The following is a 16,236-nucleotide window of genomic DNA, read 5'->3' on the forward strand; positions in this document are numbered from 1 at the left end:
ATCCTGTGGCGCTGTTGCGGAAGAGCTCCGGCGCGGGCCGGATCCGGGTTCTGGACCCGCCGTGGAAGTCCGGGGACTTACTTGGCGGTGCTGAAGTCGCGCTTTTCCTTGATCTTCGCAGCCTTACCGCGCAGTGCGCGCATGTAGTAAAGCTTGGCGCGGCGGACGTCACCCTTGGTGACGACCTCGATCTTGTCGATGATCGGGGAGTGTACCGGGAAGGTACGCTCAACGCCGACACCGAAGGAGACCTTGCGGACCGTGAAGGTTTCGCGGATGCCGTCACCCTGGCGGCCCAGGACGAAGCCCTGGAATACCTGGACACGGGAGTTCTTGCCTTCGATGATGTTCACGTGAACCTTGAGGGTGTCACCCGCGCGGAACTCGGGAACATCGGTGCGCAGCGAGGCTGCATCTACGGTATCGAGGATATGCATTGATCCACTCCTGGTGAACGCCACAGGTCATCCACTTTGGGTCACGACGGCCAAGCCGGGAACTTGCCCGGAATCACCGCCGAAAGTTTTCTGATCCGGCCCCATCACTGATTGAAGGCGCCGGGGTGCCGGGCTGTTGGTGGCGCTCCCCCTGTGGCAGGTGCGCACCCAGCAGGCACAAGGACTAATTTTGCCACATCCGGAGGATTCCGGCTAATCCGGTCCCGCCCGCGACGAGGCGGCTGCAGAGTCCGCGTCAGCCTTCCGCCGGAGTGCCGTTCCCGCCATCGGCCGGGCGGAGCCTCAGGTGACCGTCGACGACGTCGTATCCCAGGTCCCCGAGCGCGGTGCGGTCCGCGCGGGGAAGTTTGCCGGCGTCGAACTCCGCCAGCAGATCGGGGCGGCGTTCCGCCGTACGGCGGTACTGCTCGTGGCGGCGCCACTGGGCAATCTTGCCGTGGTTGCCGCTCAACAAGACGGGCGGAACTTCGCGGTCCCGCCAGGTGGAGGGCTTGGTGTACACGGGGTACTCCAGCAGGCCGTCCGAGTGTGATTCTTCAATGAGGGACTCCGGGTTGCCGACAACGCCGGGAAGGAGCCGGACGATGGCTTCGGTCATGGCCAGGACGGCCACTTCGCCTCCATTGAGTACGTAGTCCCCCAGGCTCATGGGCCGGACCGTAAAGTGCTCTTCCGCCCACTCGATGACCCGCTCGTCGATGCCCTCATACCGGCCGCAGGCGAAGACCAGCTGGTCCTCCTCGGCGAGTTCGTGCGCCAGAGCCTGGGTGAACCGTTCCCCCGCCGGAGACGGGACGATCAGCACCGGCTTCCGGTCGGTGGCATCTTCCCGCCCTGCGGCTACCGAACTGAGCGCCTGCGCCCATGGTTCCGCCTTCATCACCATGCCGGCGCCGCCGCCGTAGGGAGTGTCGTCCACCGACCTGTGCTTGTCCGTGGTGAAATCCCGGAGGTCGTGGACGTTCAGGTCCAACAGGCCGTCCTGGCGGGCCTTCCCGATCAGGGATAGTTCCAGGGGCGCGAGGTACTCCGGGAAGATGCTGACGACGTCGATCCTCATTTAGGCGTTGTCCCCGGCCTCTGCTGTGCCCTGCCCTGTTGTGCCCGGCTCATCGTCCCCGGAATCCTCAAGGTTGATCTCGAACAGTCCGGGCGGCGGGGTGACCAGGATGTACTTCTCCCCCACGTTGACCTCGGGCACGATCTCTTCGACGAACGGAATCAGGATCTCCTTGCCATCCGCCGCCTCCACCATAATCAGGTCCTGGACCGGCAGGGTGCGGAGCCCGGAGACCTTACCGACAACGGTGCCGCCTACGCGGACCTCGAGGCCGACGAGCTCGTGCTCGTACCACCCCTCGTCGTCGTCTTCGTCAAGCTCTTCCGTCTCGATAAACAGTTTGGCGCCGCGCAGGGCCTCGGCCTGGTTGCGGGTCTCGACGCCCTCAAATCCCAGCAGCAGGATGTCTTTGTTCCAGCGGGCGCTGTCCACGGTCAGCGTTCCGACCGAGGCGGGCTCAACCACGAATTCCGTGCCCGGAACGAAGCGGTCCTCCGGCGCATCGGTCAGGACCTGGACGGTCACTTCGCCGCGGATGCCGTGCGGTTTGCCGATTCGTGCCACCTGAAGCTGCATCTGTTCCTCTGTTCCGGGATTCGTTCTGTACTGGTTTTACTGCGGCCGGTTGCTGCGACTTGTTCCACCGCGCGCCCGCCGCCGCGCCGGGTTTTCCTGAAAACAGTCCGGCCCCTCCACCATAATCTGGTGAAGGGGCCGGACTTGAGACAAATAGTGCGGGGCGTTTACCGGCGGCGGTCGGTGTCGACGACGTCGACCCTGACCTGTTCGCCGCCGGCCAGCGCCGCCACGACAGTGCGCAGTGCGCGTGCCGTGCGGCCCTGACGACCGATCACCCGTCCGAGGTCATCCTGGTGAACTCGCACCTCGAGGGTGTCCCCGCGGCGGTTGTTCTTGGCGCTGACCTTGACGTCCTCAGGACTGTCAACAATCCCGCGGACAAGGTGTTCGAGCGCTTCTGCCAGCAATTTACTCAGCCTCGGTGGTCTCTGCTTCAGCTTCGGTGGAAGCTTCGGCTGCTTCGTCCTTCTTGGCCTTCTTGGTGATGGCTTCCGGGATGATCACGGAACCCTTTTCCGGGGTAACGAAGGCAGCCTTGGGAGCCTTGGTCTTCAAGGTGCCCTCCTGGCCGGGGAGACCCTTGAACTTCTGCCAGTCACCGGTGATCTTGAGGATCGCGGCGACCTGCTCGGACGGCTGTGCGCCGACGCCGAGCCAGTACTGGGCACGGTCCGTGTCGACCTCGATGTACGAGGGCTCTTCGGTGGGGTGGTACTTGCCGATCTCTTCGATCGCACGGCCGTCACGCTTGGAGCGTGCGTCCATGACAACGATGCGGTAGTACGGTGCGCGCATCTTGCCGAAGCGCTTAAGGCGAATCTTTACGGCCACTTTTGTGGTCACTCCTGTTTCTGAAACGGGGTCGAGCCCGGCGTTCTGCACCCGTGGGGCGGGCCGTACTAGGGGGTTCTAAAAGGACAAGATCCGGACGCGGAGAGAGGGGCCACGCAGATCAAGTACCTGTCTATTGTGCCAGATCAGCGCCGGGATTTCGACTTGACACACGGCGGCCCGGTCAGGCGGACCAGACGTAAAGGCCGGTCCGGGCGTTCGCGTCCACGCTGCCGGCCATCTGCGCAAGCCGCTGGACATAGCCGAGGGCCTCGTCGGAGCCGAAAGGCATGTCCTCTTCGGCCGCCCACCTGGCGGCAACATCCTCCAGAACGTTGCCCTCGCCCTCGGTCTCGTAACTGAGGAGTTCCGCGAGCGCCCGGACCATCGCAGCCGGTACGCCCAGGAGGGAATCGCTGGCCACGTCCACCATGGCGAGTTCATAGTCCGCCCCAGCCGCGTGCACGGCCGCTCCTGCCAGGTCGCCGAGCTGCTCAATCTCGAAATCGCTGATGTCCGGAATCCGCAGCGAGTCCGGAGCCGCGGGCCCGCCGCCCTCAAGTGCCCCCGCGCGCTTGAGCGCCTCATCGTGGGTGGAAACAAAGATTTCAGTGAAACCCATGGAAATCATCCTCATTCCGTCGGCGCTGCAATGGTCCCGTCGGGCACCTTCGCAGCTGCCCCGGACTTCCGGAATCAGCCTAACGCAGAAGGACGCGCAGGTCAGCGACGCCTCAGCGGACGGCGACGCGGATCCGGTTGCGCCACGGATCCTCGAAACGCAGCTCCGCTCCCGTGTGGTGGGACGCCGCACCGGCAACCCGCAAACGGTCGGCGAGCGCGCCGACGTCGTCCGTTCCCGGCACTTCGATCAGGACTTCGCCCAGGCCAAGGGTGTCCTTACGGGGCCCTGCGCCGCGGCTGTTCCAGACGTTCATTGCCATGTGATGGTGGTAGCCGCCGGCGGAGACGAACAGGGCCTGCCCGTGCCATCCGGCGGTTTTCTCGAAACCAAGGGTGCCCACGTAGAAGTCATGGGCCGACTGGACGTCGCCCACCTGAAGGTGGACGTGCCCGACGCCGGCATGCGCCTCACGCTGCCCGCTTACCGCTTCCTCGGTCAGGAATTCCTGCAGGAACCGCTGCGGCGGGAGGGCAAGGCTGTCCATGACCACATTGGTCCCCTCCCAGGACCAGTCGCTACGGGGACGGTCCCAGTACAGCTCGATGCCGTTGCCCTCGGGGTCGCTGAAGTAGAAAGCCTCGCTGACGAGGTGGTCGGCGCTCCCGGTGAACAGCCGCGGCTCATACCGGGCCGCTGAAGCCACCGTGGCAGCGAGCGCCGGCCTGTCCCCGAAGAGCAGGGCCGTGTGGAACAGTCCGGCTTCACCCCGGGCCGGAAGGTTGAGCCCGGGTGCGGGTGCGAGATGGACCAGGGGCGTTCCGCGCCGGCCAAGGTACACGCCGCCATCCTGCTCAGCCACGACCTCCAGCCCGAGCGCGCGCTGGTAGTAATCGGTCATCAGCTTCATGTCCCCCACCTTGAGCATCACCGTGCCCATGGCGAGATCCGCCGGCAGCAGGTCCTTGCTGGATTCTGTGGTCATGGCAACTCCAAACTCCCGAAACTCCGCCTCCGGTCCTCCGGTGACGCTTACATAGAGTTAAATTACTTGAACCTTCAATTTATTCCTGGTGGAGCTGCCGACCGCGAAGAATGATGTAGGTGAGGTTCCGCAGCGTTTCCGGATTGATCCTGGGGTCCTGTTCGCACAGTACGACGTCGGCGCTGGCACCCTCGGCGATACCGTCCGCTCCCAGCCACTTCCGGGCGCCCCACGACGCCGCGTCGAGCGCCGTCGCCGCCGGCAGGCCGGCGGTGTGGAGCGCATGGATCTCATCCACTATCCGGCCGTGGCCGATGACGCTGCCCGCGTCTGTCCCGGCGTAGATCGGCACGCCCGCCTCGAAAGCTTCCACAATCCGCTCGTTCCGCCGCTGCCACAAGGCGCGCATGTGTGCTGCGTAAACCGGAAACTTTGCTTCCGCCCGGGCCGCGATGTCCGGGAACGTCGCAATATTGATCAGCGTGGGAACAATCGGGACGCGTTGTTCCACGAAGCGGGGTATGTGCCGTGGCAGGAGTCCGGTGCCGTGTTCGATGCAGTCGATGCCGGCGTCGAGCATGTCATCCAGCGTCTCCTCGGCGAAACAGTGCGCCGTCACCCGGGCACCTTCATCGTGGGCGGCGCGGACAGCATCCCGGACCACGGCGGCGGGGAACGACGCCGAAAGGTCACCGGCGTCGCGGTCGATCCAGTCCCCCACGATCTTGACCCAGCCGTCACCCGCGAGCGCCTGCTTGCGCACCGCCTCGACCAGTCCGTCCGGCTCAACTTCGACGGCGAATCCCCGCAGATAGCGGCGGGTCCTGGCAATGTGGCGTCCCGCCCGGATGATCCGCGGCAGCTCCGGACGCTGCTGGATCCAGCGCGTGTCATGTACCGCTCCCGCGTCGCGGACCAGCAGCGTGCCGGCCATCAGGTCCGTGACGGCCTGCTCCTCGGCGATGGACTCGGACACATCGCCGTCAGGTCCAAGACCGATGTGACAGTGTGCGTCCACGAGGCCCGGAAGCACCCAGCCATCCAGCACCACATCCGGCGGACCCGCCGGCCGACTGAACGTCAGCCTGCCGTCCACGGCCCAGAGGCCGTCCCGTTCCTGGTCTGGAGCGGTCAGCACCGTTCCGGTGAATTCGATGATTCCACGCATGCCTCAAGCCTAGACCGCCGGTTCCGGTCGTTGGATGTGAACGTCGTGTGACGTGGACGCTGCCCGGGCCTGTGGTAGCTTCGTCTACGACCACACGGGTGCCCCTGCAGGGGCTGAGATCGGGCTGACGCGGCCTGCGACCGTTGAACCTGTCCGGGTAATGCCGGCGAAGGAAGTGAGTATTCCGTGAATACACCAGAAACACAGCTGTCCCGTGCCCAAAATGGATCCACCGCCGGCCAGGCGGGCACTCATGAAACGCAGTCCCTGAAGTCCCATTCACTGGCCTTCATCGCCGACGAAGCCACCGGGATCCGGGTGCCGGTGACCGAGATTGCCTTGGAGGACTCGCCGGGCGGCGCGGCAAACCCGCCGTTCCGGGTCTACCGGACAGCGGGGCCCGGCAGCGATCCCGTGGTGGGACTGGAACCGTTCAGGACCCGGTGGATTGAATCCAGGGCGGACACCGAGCCGTACAGCGGCAGGGAACGGAACCTCCTCGACGACGGGAAGTCGGCCGTGCGCCGAGGCGCTGCCTCCGCGGAGTGGAAGGGCGCGCAGCCGGTGCCCCGCCGCGCTGTCGCGGGACGGACCGTCACGCAGATGCATTACGCCAGGAAGGGCGTGGTGACTCCCGAAATGCAGTTCGTCGCACTGCGGGAAAACTGCGATGTTGAGCTGGTGCGCAGCGAAGTTGCCGCGGGCCGCGCCATCATCCCCAACAACATCAACCACCCGGAATCCGAGCCGATGATCATCGGCAAGGCCTTCCTTGTGAAGATCAACGCCAACATCGGCAACTCGGCTGTTACCAGCTCCATCGCCGAGGAGGTCGACAAGCTGCAGTGGGCCACCCAGTGGGGTGCCGACACGGTGATGGACCTTTCCACCGGAGACGACATCCACACCACCCGGGAATGGATCATCCGCAACTCGCCGGTGCCGATCGGCACCGTGCCCATCTACCAGGCCCTGGAGAAGGTCAACGGCGAGGCCAACAAACTGACCTGGGAAATTTTCCGCGACACGGTGATCGAACAGTGCGAGCAGGGTGTGGACTACATGACCATCCACGCCGGAGTCCTGCTGCGCTACGTTCCGCTGACGGCCAACCGCGTCACCGGCATCGTCTCCCGCGGCGGATCCATCATGGCAGGGTGGTGCCTGGCCCACCACCAGGAGAACTTCCTCTACACGCACTTCGACGAGCTGTGCGAGATCTTCGCCAAGTACGACGTTGCGTTCTCGCTCGGCGACGGGCTGCGGCCCGGCGCGACGGCGGACGCGAACGACGCCGCCCAGTTCGCCGAGCTGGATACTTTGGCTGAGCTGACGCAGCGTGCCTGGGAATTCGATGTCCAGGTGATGGTGGAAGGCCCGGGGCATGTGCCGTTCCACCTTGTCAGGGAAAACGTGGAGCGCCAGCAGGAACTCTGCAAGGGAGCTCCCTTCTACACCCTGGGGCCGCTAGTCACGGACATAGCTCCGGGCTATGACCACATCACCTCCGCCATCGGCGCCACGGAAATCGCCCGCTACGGCACGGCCATGCTCTGTTACGTCACACCCAAGGAACACCTGGGGCTGCCGAACAAGGACGACGTGAAGACCGGCGTGATCACCTACAAGATCGCCGCCCACGCCGCCGACCTCGCCAAGGGCCACCCGGGGGCACATGAACGTGACGACGCCCTGTCCAAGGCACGGTTCGAATTCCGGTGGCGGGACCAGTTTTCCCTGTCTCTGGACCCTGTCACGGCTGAAGCCTTCCATGACGAGACGCTGCCTGCGGAACCGGCGAAGACTGCGCATTTCTGCTCAATGTGCGGGCCCAAGTTCTGCTCCATGCGCATCAGCCAGGACATCCGGGACGAATACGGTTCAGCCGAAGCCCAGGCAGCGCTGGCCGAGATGGCGGCCGGAATGCGCGAGAAGAGCAACGAATTCCTGGCAGCCGGCGGCAAGGTCTACCTTCCGGAGCTGCAGCTTCCCCGCCAGGAACTCCCTGGCTCGCACAGTGCAGCGGCGGGCGAAGTCGCCGCTAAGACGCCTGCGAGTGCTGACGCCGGCTGACCTCTGCAATAAATGACCGGATAACCCGGTCCCCCTCCACGGAGTCCTGAGGCCGGTGCCCGCCCGCCGCAACGCGGTGCAGGGCACCGGTTTCGCGCAGGTACCCGGCAATCTCCTCGTACAGCGGCTCCCAGCCGCCGGTGAGCACGAGCGTGGGGACTCCCGGGACGATCTGCAGCGGCGCCTCCCACGGAGGCGCCTGCAGCCGGAGCCTGCGGGCGGTGTTGAGCGATTCCGGTGTGGCCGGGCCGTCACTGTGAACGGAAAATGCGCGCCGGACGAACTCCCGCTGGAAATCGTCGTCGCCCAACTGGTGCCGCACATCAAAAAGGGGCTGCATCAGGGCCCGGTGCGCCGCCGTCGCGGGCAGTTCGGCGGTCAGCGACAGGCACGCGGGCTCCACGAGGGTGAGGGAGTGCACCAGGTCCGGGCGCTCCACGGCCGCCATCATCGCCGCAATGGCGCCCTGGGAATGGGCCACGACATGACCGCCGGCAGCGCCACGCCCTTCATCCGCCAAAGCGGCCAGCACAATCCGGGCATCGGCCTGGAAGTCCGACTCAAGAGGTTCCGCCACCGGGTCAAAGCCGTAGCGGCGCAGGAACAAAGCGTCGTAGGCCAGTGCCATGCCGTGCTGCTTGGGCCACGCGGCGGACCCGAAGGCCCCCGAACCGTGGACGAACACTACGCGCTGCTTAAACATGCCCCAACCCTATGGCAATGGCCGGATAATTCAGCGGGCGACATTGAACCCGCCGACAATCAAGTTGCCCGCGCGGAAAACTGCCTGGCCGGTAACTACTTGCTCCCGCCGAGGAACTTATCGAAACCCTTGGGCAGGTTGAGCTGGGACGGATCGAAATCCGCTCCCTGCTGGCCGAAGGCGGCGCCGGTGGGAAGTGCCTTGCCGGCGTTGGCACGCCGGGCCTCCGCTTCTCGAAGCTCCTGCGCGGCCTTGGCAGGGTTTCCCGACTTGGCCTTCTTCTTGGGTGCATTCTTGGCGCCCTTGCGGGCACCTCCTGCGCCGCCGCCCATGCCCGGCATCCCTGGCATGCCGGGCATTCCGCCGCCGGCTGCCATCTTCTTCATCATCTTCTGGGCCTGGGCAAACCGCTCCAGCAGGCCGTTGACGTCCGACACGTGCATGCCTGAGCCCTTGGCGATGCGGGCCCGGCGTGATCCGTTGATGATCTTGGGGGCAACGCGCTCGTGCGGCGTCATGGAACGGACGATCGCTTCCACACGGTCAATTTCGCGCTCGTCAAACTGCTCCAGCTGCTGGCGGATATTCTGCGCGCCCGGCATCATCATGAGCATTTTCTTCATCGAACCCATGTTGCGGATCTGCTGCATTTGGGCGAGGAAGTCGTCGAGGGTGAAGTCTTCCTGGTCGGCGAACTTCTTCGCCATCCGCGCCGCTTCGTCCTTGTCCCAGGACTTTTCCGCCTGCTCGATGAGGGTGAGGACGTCGCCCATGTCGAGGATGCGGGACGCCATGCGGTCCGGGTGGAACAGCTCAAAGTCGTCAACGCCTTCGCCGGTGGAGGCGAACATGACCGGCTTACCGGTGACTGACGCAACGGACAGGGCGGCACCGCCGCGGGCGTCGCCGTCGAGCTTTGAGAGAACGATGCCGGTGAAGTTGACACCCTCATCGAAGGCGAGCGCCGTGTTGACGGCGTCCTGGCCGATCATGGAGTCGATGACGAAGAGCACTTCATTCGGCACGATGGCGCGGCGGATCTGGCGCGCCTGCTCCATCATGTCGGCGTCCACACCGAGTCGTCCGGCGGTGTCAACGATGACGACGTCGTGAAGCTTCTGGCGCGCTTCCTCGACACCAGCGCGGGCAACCGCCACGGGGTCGCCCGCAGGATGGTCCAGTTCGGTGGACGTGGCACCCGGGTGCGGGGCGAAGACGGGAACTCCGGCGCGCTGGCCGACAACCTGCAGCTGGGTGACGGCGTTGGGCCGCTGGAGGTCGCAGGCCACCAGCATGGGGCTGTGGCCCTGGGACTTCAGCCACTTGGAAAGTTTGCCGGCGAGGGTCGTCTTGCCGGCGCCCTGAAGGCCCGCGAGCATGATGATGGTGGGGCCGGTCTTGGCCAGACGGATCCGACGGGTCTCGCCGCCCAGGATCTCAACGAGTTCCTCGTTGACGATCTTGACGATCTGCTGGCTGGGGTTCAACGCACCGGAGACCTCGGCACCCAGGGAACGCTCGCGCACCCGGCCCGTGAACTCGCGGACCACTGGCACAGCAACGTCGGCGTCCAGGAGGGCCCGCCGGATCTCGCGGACCGTGGCGTCAACGTCCGCCTCGGTGAGGCGGCCCTTGCCGCGGAGATTCTTGAAGGTTGCTGTCAACCGGTCAGAGAGTGAATTGAACACGCGCCGTGCACTTCTTTCAGTGGATCTACAGCTGGCGGCCGGTGCGGCTCGCCAGAGTCGTGACTGTTGTTGGCCTGGACCAACTGCCTCGACAACGGGACTCGACTATCTAGGGTACCAAGACAGGCCTGCAAGATGGCATGCTGGCAGGATGGCCACCCAAACAACTGTAAAAACCCTGCTCATCCTTGGTGCGTCAGGGGATCTTACCGGCCGGCTGCTCCTGCCGGGGCTCGCACGGCTGGCCGCCAGGGGCCGCGCGGACGGGCTGACGCTCGTCGGGGCAGGTTCGGATCCCTGGACCCAGGAGCAATGGCTGGAACGTGTCGAGACCTCTTTCGCCGACTCGAACTCGCAGGCGGACGCCGCGGGCAAGCGCGAACTCAAGCGGATAGCGGCGTCAACCTCGTATCACCAGCTTGACGTGACCGCTGGTGGCGGCCTTGCCTCACTGCTGTCCGGCCTCGAAGCTCCGGTGGCCGTGTACTTCGCCCTTCCGCCCCACGTCAGCCAAAAAGCATGCGAAGTGCTGGCCCCGGAGGACGTGCCCGCCGGCACCCGCCTGGTGATGGAAAAGCCGTTCGGATCCAGTGAGGATTCGGCCCGGCACCTCAACGTGACCCTGGCGGCGCTGGTCCCGGAGGACCACATCCACCGGGTGGACCACTTCCTGGGCAAGGCAACGGTACTCAACATCCTCGGACTTCGCTTTGCCAACACCTTCCTGGAGCCGGTCTGGAACCGCGAATACATCGAGAAGGTGGAGATCATCTTTGATGAGGACCTCGCACTGGAGGGCCGCGCCCGATACTACGACGGCGCAGGCGCGCTGCGTGACATGATCCAGAGCCACCTGCTGCAGATCATGGCGCTGATGGCCATCGAGCCGCCGGCCACTGTCGATGAGCGTGACCTCCGGGACGCCGTGGCCACACTCCTGCGCGCCAGCAGCATCAAGGCCCCCTACCGCTCAAACACGCGCCGTGCCCGATACACCGCAGGCTCCATCGACGGGCGGAAAGTCCCGGACTACACCAAGGAAGCAGGCGTGGACGCAGCCAGGAACACCGAGACACTGGCGGAGGTGCAGGTGGGCATCGACAACTGGCGGTGGCAGGGTGTCCCCTTCATCCTCCGGTCCGGCAAGGCGCTCGGGGCAAAACGCAAGGAAGCAGTTGTCACCTTTAAGCCTGTGCCGCACCTGCCAGCAGGATTCACCGGCGTCGACTCCCCCAATCAGCTCCGCATCGGGTTCGGCCCCGACACCCTGCAGTTCGACGTCGACGTGAACGGCCCCGGCAATGTCCTGAGCCTCGACCGGGTAACGCTCAACGCCGAACTCAGCGCTTCCGACCTCCTCCCTTACGGTGAAGTGCTCGAGGGCGTCCTCACCGGCGATCCGCTGCTGTCCGTGCGGGCGGACACCGCCGAAGACTGCTGGCGGATCATTGAGCCGGTGATCAAGGCGTGGGAACGCGGCAGCGTTCCGCTGGAGGAATACGCAGCCGGAACCTCCGGTCCCGAGGGCTGGCCGGCCTAAGAGCCCCGAACGTAGCTGTTCCGAACGCAAAGCGGGCCCGGCACCTTTTCAGGTGCCGGGCCCGCTTTACGCAAAGCTCATTGGGCTTGCGGCCGGCTAGATAGCGGCCGAGCCGCGTTCTCCCGTTCGTACCCTTACAGCTTCAAAGACGTCCACCGTCCAGACCTTGCCGTCGCCGGCACGGCCCGTGTTGGAGCTGGCGATGATGACATCCAGGATGTCGTCAGCCTGTTCGTCCGTGGCCAGGACTTCAACGCGGATCTTGGGAAGCAGGTCCACGTTGTACTCAGCCCCGCGGTACACCTCGGTGTAACCGCGCTGCCTGCCGTACCCGCTGGCGGCGCTGACCGTAAGGCCCTGCACGCCATAGGATTCGAGCCCCTCCCGGATGGAGTCGAGCTTTTCCGGCCGGACGATTGCTGTGATCAGTTTCATGCCCCCACACTTTCCTTACCTGTTGCTGCGTCAGTCTTCTTGCCGTCTTCGGCTACCGGAGCGGACTCCTCGCCCTGCTTGCCGGTAATCAGTTCATGCAGCGGCTGGAAGCTCCCGCCGTGTCCGCCGACGCCGAATTCGTAGGCAGTCTCGGCGTGCAGGCTGAGGTCCACGCCCACAACTTCCTGCTCCTGGGAGACGCGGAAGCCCATGGTCTTGTGGATGGCCAGGGCGATCACGGTCGTCAGGATGGCCGAGTAGGCGATGGCAATGCCTGCCGCTGCGAGCTGGGCCCACAGCTGGGTCAGTCCGCCGCCGTAGAAGAGGCCGCCGCCGACGCCCTCAACCGGGAGGGCGATGAAGCCGAGTGCCACGGTGCCGATAACGCCTGAGACGAGGTGGACGCCGACAACATCCAGCGAGTCATCGAAGCCCCAGCGGAACTTCAGGCCGACTGCCAGGGCGGAGGCCACACCGGCAACAACGCCGAGGCCCAGCGCGCCGATCGGGCTGACGTTGGCACAAGCCGGGGTGATGGCGACCAGGCCGGCGACAACGCCGGAGGCTGCGCCCAGTGACGTGGGGTGGCCGTCGCGGATGCGTTCGGTGATGAGCCAGCCGAGCATGGCAGCTGCCGGTGCGGCGAGGGTGTTGACCCAGATCAGTCCGCCCTGTTCCGCCGTGGTTGCTGCGCCGCCGTTGAAGCCGAACCAGCCGAACCACAGGATCGCCGCACCGAGCATCACGAACGGGATGTTGTGCGGGCGGTGGTTCGGGTCCTTGCCGAAGCCCCTGCGGTTGCCGATGATCAGAACGAGAATGAGTGCGGCCACACCGGCATTGATGTGCACCACGGTGCCACCGGCGAAGTCAATGGCAGGACCGAGAGCCTTGCCGACTGCGCCTTCAGGACCGAAGAGTCCTCCGCCCCAGACCATGTAGGCGATCGGGCAGTAAACCAGCGTGACCCAGACCGGGACGAACACTGTCCATGCGCCGAACTTTGCACGGTCCGCGATGGCGCCGCTGATCAGTGCCACCGTAATGATGGCGAAGGTTGCTGCGTAGCCGACCTTGATGAGTCCGTCCGGGGTGGTGATTCCCTCAAGTCCGAACGTTGCGAACGGGTTGCCGACGATCTGCATGAAGCCTTCGCCGGAGCTCATCGATGCGCCCCAGAGCACCCACACCACGCCGACCATGCCGATGGAGATGAAGCTCATCATCATCATGTTCAGCGCGGCCTTCGCACGTGTCATGCCGCCGTAGAAAAATGCCAGCCCTGGTGTCATGAACAGCACAAGTGCCGCCGCAACCATAAGCCATACGTGACCTGCGGTAAGTTCCATGGTGCACGTCCTCCCTTGCCTAGATGCTTTGTTGATCCCGCGGAGTTCTCCGCATGCCCAACGCCTGTTTGCGTTCTAAGACGATTTTTGCCGGGCTGTGTTTCGCCGGCGGAGGAATTAGATGTCCGGGTTGTTACAAGAACCTCCCGGAAGTAAATGGTGCATATCCCACTTGTTACGGTTATGTTTCACCAGTCCCAAACGCACCTCACAGCACCCCGCAAGGACAACGGCACCATGAACGAACGCTTCCGCCCCGGTAAGGCCTTGCCCGGCCGGAATGGCGGCCAATCAGGCCAACCCGGCCCCGCAGAACAGCCTCCCGGCACACGTCTCCCGCGCGATATTAAGGTGATGCTGGTCGCAGCCTTCCTGATTGCGCTTGGTTTCGGGCTGGTGGCGCCCGTGTTGCCCCAATTTGCCACCACATTCGACGTCGGGGCCACTGCCGCCGCCGTCATCGTGAGCATTTTTGCCTTCATGCGGCTGCTTTTCGCACCTGCCGGCGGTGCGCTGATCGTGAAGCTGGGCGAACGTCCCGTCTATGTGGCCGGCCTGTTGATCGTGGCCGTCTCAACTGCGGCATGCGCGTTCGCCCAGGACTATTGGCAGTTGCTCATTTTCCGGGGACTGGGAGGCGCGGGCTCGGTAATGTTCACGGTCGCGTCCATGGCCCTGGTGGTACGGCTGGCACCGCCGGAGAGCCGCGGCCGGGTTTCCGGCGCCTACGCTTCCGCTTTCCTCATCGGCAACGTCTGCGGTCCCATCGTTGGCGGATTGCTCGCCGGATTCGGCCTGCGCATCCCGTTCCTGGCCTACGCGGCCGCGCTGGTCCTGGCGGCGCTGGTGGTCCAGACCCAGCTCAGCCATGTGCCAGGGAAGTCACGGAAGGACCGCAGCACCGAGCCGGCGATGGGGCTGGGCGAGGCGATGCAGGACAGCGCCTACCGTGCAGGACTGTTCTCCAGCTTCGCCAACGGCTGGGCGACGTTCGGTGTGCGAATGGCCACGGTGCCGCTTTTCGCCGTAGCGGCCCTGGGTGCAGGGCCTGCTGCCGCGGGCTGGGCGCTGGCCGTCTTTGCCGGCGGCAACGCCGCGGCCCTGACAGTTTCAGGGAAACTTGCCGACAGCCTGGGACGCAAGCCCATGATGATTGCCGGCCTGGTCCTGACGGGCGTGGCGACGGCTGGAATCGGGCTGACCCACGACATGACCTGGTTCCTGGCGGCCTCCGCCGTCGCCGGAATAGGTTCCGGCCTGCTGGGTCCGGCCCAGCAGGCCGCCATTGCCGACGTGATCGGTAACGGGCGCTCCGGCGGCCGCGTGCTCGCGGTCTTCCAGATGATGTCCGACGCGGGCGCCATCGTCGGCCCCGTGCTCGCCGGGCTCCTCGCGGACCGGCTCGGTTACGGCTGGGCCTTCGGCGTGACCGGTGGCGTGCTGATCGTGGCCGCGGCCGGCTGGCTGTTCGCGCGGGAGACCGTCCACCGGCCTGCCTAGTTCAGCAGCGCGTCCACAAAGCTCTCGGCGTCGAACGGGGCGAGGTCGTCCGCCCCTTCGCCCAGCCCGATCAGCTTGACCGGAACCCCGAGCGTCTTCTGGATTGCCACCACGATGCCGCCCTTGGCGGTGCCGTCCAGTTTGGTCAGCACGATGCCGGTGATGTTGACTACCTCGGAAAACACGCGGGCCTGGTTCAGGCCGTTCTGTCCGGTGGTGGCATCCAGCACCAGAAGGACCTCGTCCACTTCGGCCAACTTCTCGATGACGCGCTTGACCTTGCCGAGTTCGTCCATCAGGCCGACTTTGTTCTGGAGCCGGCCGGCGGTGTCGATCATCACGACGTCGACCTCCTGGTCGATGCCCGCCTTGACCGCTTCATAGGCGACTGAGGCGGGATCGGCGCCGTCGACGTCGGACTTCACGGTGGGAACGCCGACGCGCTGACCCCATGTGGCGAGCTGTTCGGCGGCTGCGGCACGGAACGTGTCCGCAGCGCCCAGCAGGACGTCCTTGTCTTCCGCCACGAGGACGCGTGCGAGCTTGCCCACGGTGGTGGTCTTACCCACGCCGTTGACACCGACCACCATCATGACGGAGGGCTTGTCGGCGTGGCGTTCGGTGCGGAGGCTGCGGTCCATGGTCGGGTCCACGAGCTTGATCAATTCTTCGCGAAGCAGGGCCTTGACCTGCTCGGGGGTCCGTGTTCCCAGCACTTTGACGCGTTCCCGGAGCGCGTCAACCAGCTCCATGGTCGGTGCGGTGCCTAGATCCGCCAGCAGGAGCGTTTCTTCGACTTCGTCCCAGACGTCTTCGTCAATCTTGTCGCTGGACAGGAGCGCGAGCAGGCCCTTGCCGAGGATGTTGTTGGACCTGACAAGGCGTTCGCGGAGCCGGGTCAGCCGTCCCGCAACCGGCAGCGGGGTTTCGACGGCAATGGTTTCAAGCCCCGCAGCGTCGTCCGGGACCTCGGCCGGCTCCAGTCCTTCGAGGTCGACGGCGCCGGGCGCTTTGCGCTCGGTTGTCGCCGCCGGGCGGTCCTCCACCAGCGTTCCGCCCGCGCCGCGCACGGGTTCGACGGGATCGTTGGCGTCGCGGGTGCCCGGGTACTTCGTGATGTTCCGGCGGGTCTTCAGGAGGACCGGGATCAGTCCGCCAACGACCACCAGGGCAGCGAGGATGGCAAGGATAATGGGGAGGATGTCATTCACTCCCCTAGCTTCTCACAATCGCGGGACGCTGCCG

At 65.3% G+C, this 16,236-nt stretch carries 16 protein-coding genes and 1 riboswitch; of the genes, 3 read left to right on the plus strand and 13 right to left on the minus strand.

Annotated features, from left to right (window positions below):
* Positions 1–77: 77 nt before the first annotated feature.
* From rplS to ACSQ1X_RS12660, 8 genes are all read right to left on the minus strand, one after another.
* The gene (gene rplS / locus ACSQ1X_RS12625; RefSeq protein ID WP_055795923.1) at positions 78–437 is read right to left on the minus strand and encodes a 50S ribosomal protein L19; all 360 of its coding nucleotides are present in this window, start codon (positions 435–437) and stop codon (positions 78–80) included.
* Positions 438–693: 256 nt separating this feature from the next.
* On the minus strand, positions 694–1,518 hold the full coding sequence (trmD, locus tag ACSQ1X_RS12630) for a tRNA (guanosine(37)-N1)-methyltransferase TrmD (protein WP_436057915.1): 825 nt from the start codon (positions 1,516–1,518) through the stop codon (positions 694–696).
* Positions 1,519–2,094, minus strand: coding sequence for a ribosome maturation factor RimM (rimM, locus tag ACSQ1X_RS12635; RefSeq protein ID WP_055795931.1), 576 nt, complete (start codon positions 2,092–2,094; stop codon positions 1,519–1,521).
* Positions 2,095–2,261: 167 nt separating this feature from the next.
* Positions 2,262–2,504, minus strand: a complete 243-nt coding sequence (locus tag ACSQ1X_RS12640) for an RNA-binding protein (RefSeq protein ID WP_011692324.1) — start codon at positions 2,502–2,504, stop codon at positions 2,262–2,264.
* Position 2,505: 1 nt separating this feature from the next.
* On the minus strand, positions 2,506–2,928 hold the full coding sequence (gene rpsP, locus ACSQ1X_RS12645; RefSeq protein ID WP_028271661.1) for a 30S ribosomal protein S16: 423 nt from the start codon (positions 2,926–2,928) through the stop codon (positions 2,506–2,508).
* Between the two features lie 184 nt (positions 2,929–3,112).
* Positions 3,113–3,550: a hypothetical protein gene (locus ACSQ1X_RS12650; protein WP_200939265.1), complete on the minus strand. Its 438-nt coding sequence runs from the start codon at positions 3,548–3,550 to the stop codon at positions 3,113–3,115.
* Positions 3,551–3,662: 112 nt separating this feature from the next.
* Positions 3,663–4,535, minus strand: a complete 873-nt coding sequence (locus ACSQ1X_RS12655) for a VOC family protein (protein WP_436057916.1) — start codon at positions 4,533–4,535, stop codon at positions 3,663–3,665.
* A 79-nt stretch (positions 4,536–4,614) separates the two neighbouring features.
* On the minus strand, positions 4,615–5,703 hold the full coding sequence (locus tag ACSQ1X_RS12660) for an amidohydrolase family protein (protein ID WP_436057917.1): 1,089 nt from the start codon (positions 5,701–5,703) through the stop codon (positions 4,615–4,617).
* Between the two features lie 84 nt (positions 5,704–5,787).
* Positions 5,788–5,895, plus strand: a riboswitch (TPP riboswitch).
* Here ACSQ1X_RS12660 and thiC point away from each other — a divergent pair.
* Positions 5,890–7,776, plus strand: coding sequence for a phosphomethylpyrimidine synthase ThiC (gene thiC / locus ACSQ1X_RS12665; protein WP_436057918.1), 1,887 nt, complete (start codon positions 5,890–5,892; stop codon positions 7,774–7,776). Its footprint overlaps the riboswitch before it by 6 nt.
* Here the strand turns inward: thiC and ACSQ1X_RS12670 are convergent.
* Together ACSQ1X_RS12670 and ffh are read right to left on the minus strand one after the other, a co-directional pair.
* Positions 7,745–8,479: an alpha/beta fold hydrolase gene (locus ACSQ1X_RS12670; RefSeq protein WP_436057919.1), complete on the minus strand. Its 735-nt coding sequence runs from the start codon at positions 8,477–8,479 to the stop codon at positions 7,745–7,747. The two genes, thiC and ACSQ1X_RS12670, sit on opposite strands and share 32 nt — an antisense overlap.
* 95 nt (positions 8,480–8,574) lie before the next feature.
* A complete protein-coding gene (gene ffh / locus ACSQ1X_RS12675) occupies positions 8,575–10,167 on the minus strand; it encodes a signal recognition particle protein (protein ID WP_055795946.1) in 1,593 nt (530 codons plus the stop codon).
* A 151-nt stretch (positions 10,168–10,318) separates the two neighbouring features.
* On the opposite strand from ffh, the gene ACSQ1X_RS12680 reads away from it, so the two are divergent.
* The gene (locus ACSQ1X_RS12680; protein ID WP_436057920.1) at positions 10,319–11,707 is read left to right on the plus strand and encodes a glucose-6-phosphate dehydrogenase; all 1,389 of its coding nucleotides are present in this window, start codon (positions 10,319–10,321) and stop codon (positions 11,705–11,707) included.
* A 96-nt stretch (positions 11,708–11,803) separates the two neighbouring features.
* Here ACSQ1X_RS12680 and ACSQ1X_RS12685 read toward each other — a convergent pair whose 3' ends face one another.
* Complete coding sequence (locus tag ACSQ1X_RS12685) at positions 11,804–12,142, minus strand: P-II family nitrogen regulator (protein WP_011692333.1); 339 nt, start codon at positions 12,140–12,142, stop codon at positions 11,804–11,806.
* Complete coding sequence (locus tag ACSQ1X_RS12690) at positions 12,139–13,491, minus strand: ammonium transporter (RefSeq protein WP_055795952.1); 1,353 nt, start codon at positions 13,489–13,491, stop codon at positions 12,139–12,141. The genes ACSQ1X_RS12685 and ACSQ1X_RS12690 overlap by 4 nt, the downstream gene beginning before the upstream one ends.
* 354 nt (positions 13,492–13,845) lie before the next feature.
* Here ACSQ1X_RS12690 and ACSQ1X_RS12695 point away from each other — a divergent pair, with 354 nt between their 5' ends.
* Entirely contained in the window at positions 13,846–14,991 is a 1,146-nt protein-coding gene (locus ACSQ1X_RS12695; protein WP_055797188.1) for an MFS transporter, read from the plus strand.
* Here the strand turns inward: ACSQ1X_RS12695 and ftsY are convergent.
* Positions 14,988–16,202, minus strand: a complete 1,215-nt coding sequence (ftsY, locus tag ACSQ1X_RS12700) for a signal recognition particle-docking protein FtsY (protein ID WP_055795955.1) — start codon at positions 16,200–16,202, stop codon at positions 14,988–14,990. The genes ACSQ1X_RS12695 and ftsY overlap by 4 nt on opposite strands.
* Between the last annotated feature and the right edge of the window lie 34 nt (positions 16,203–16,236).

The sequence above is a fragment of the Arthrobacter sp. LjRoot78 genome, assembly GCF_964254335.1.
Classification (GTDB): Bacteria; Actinomycetota; Actinomycetes; order Actinomycetales; family Micrococcaceae; genus Arthrobacter.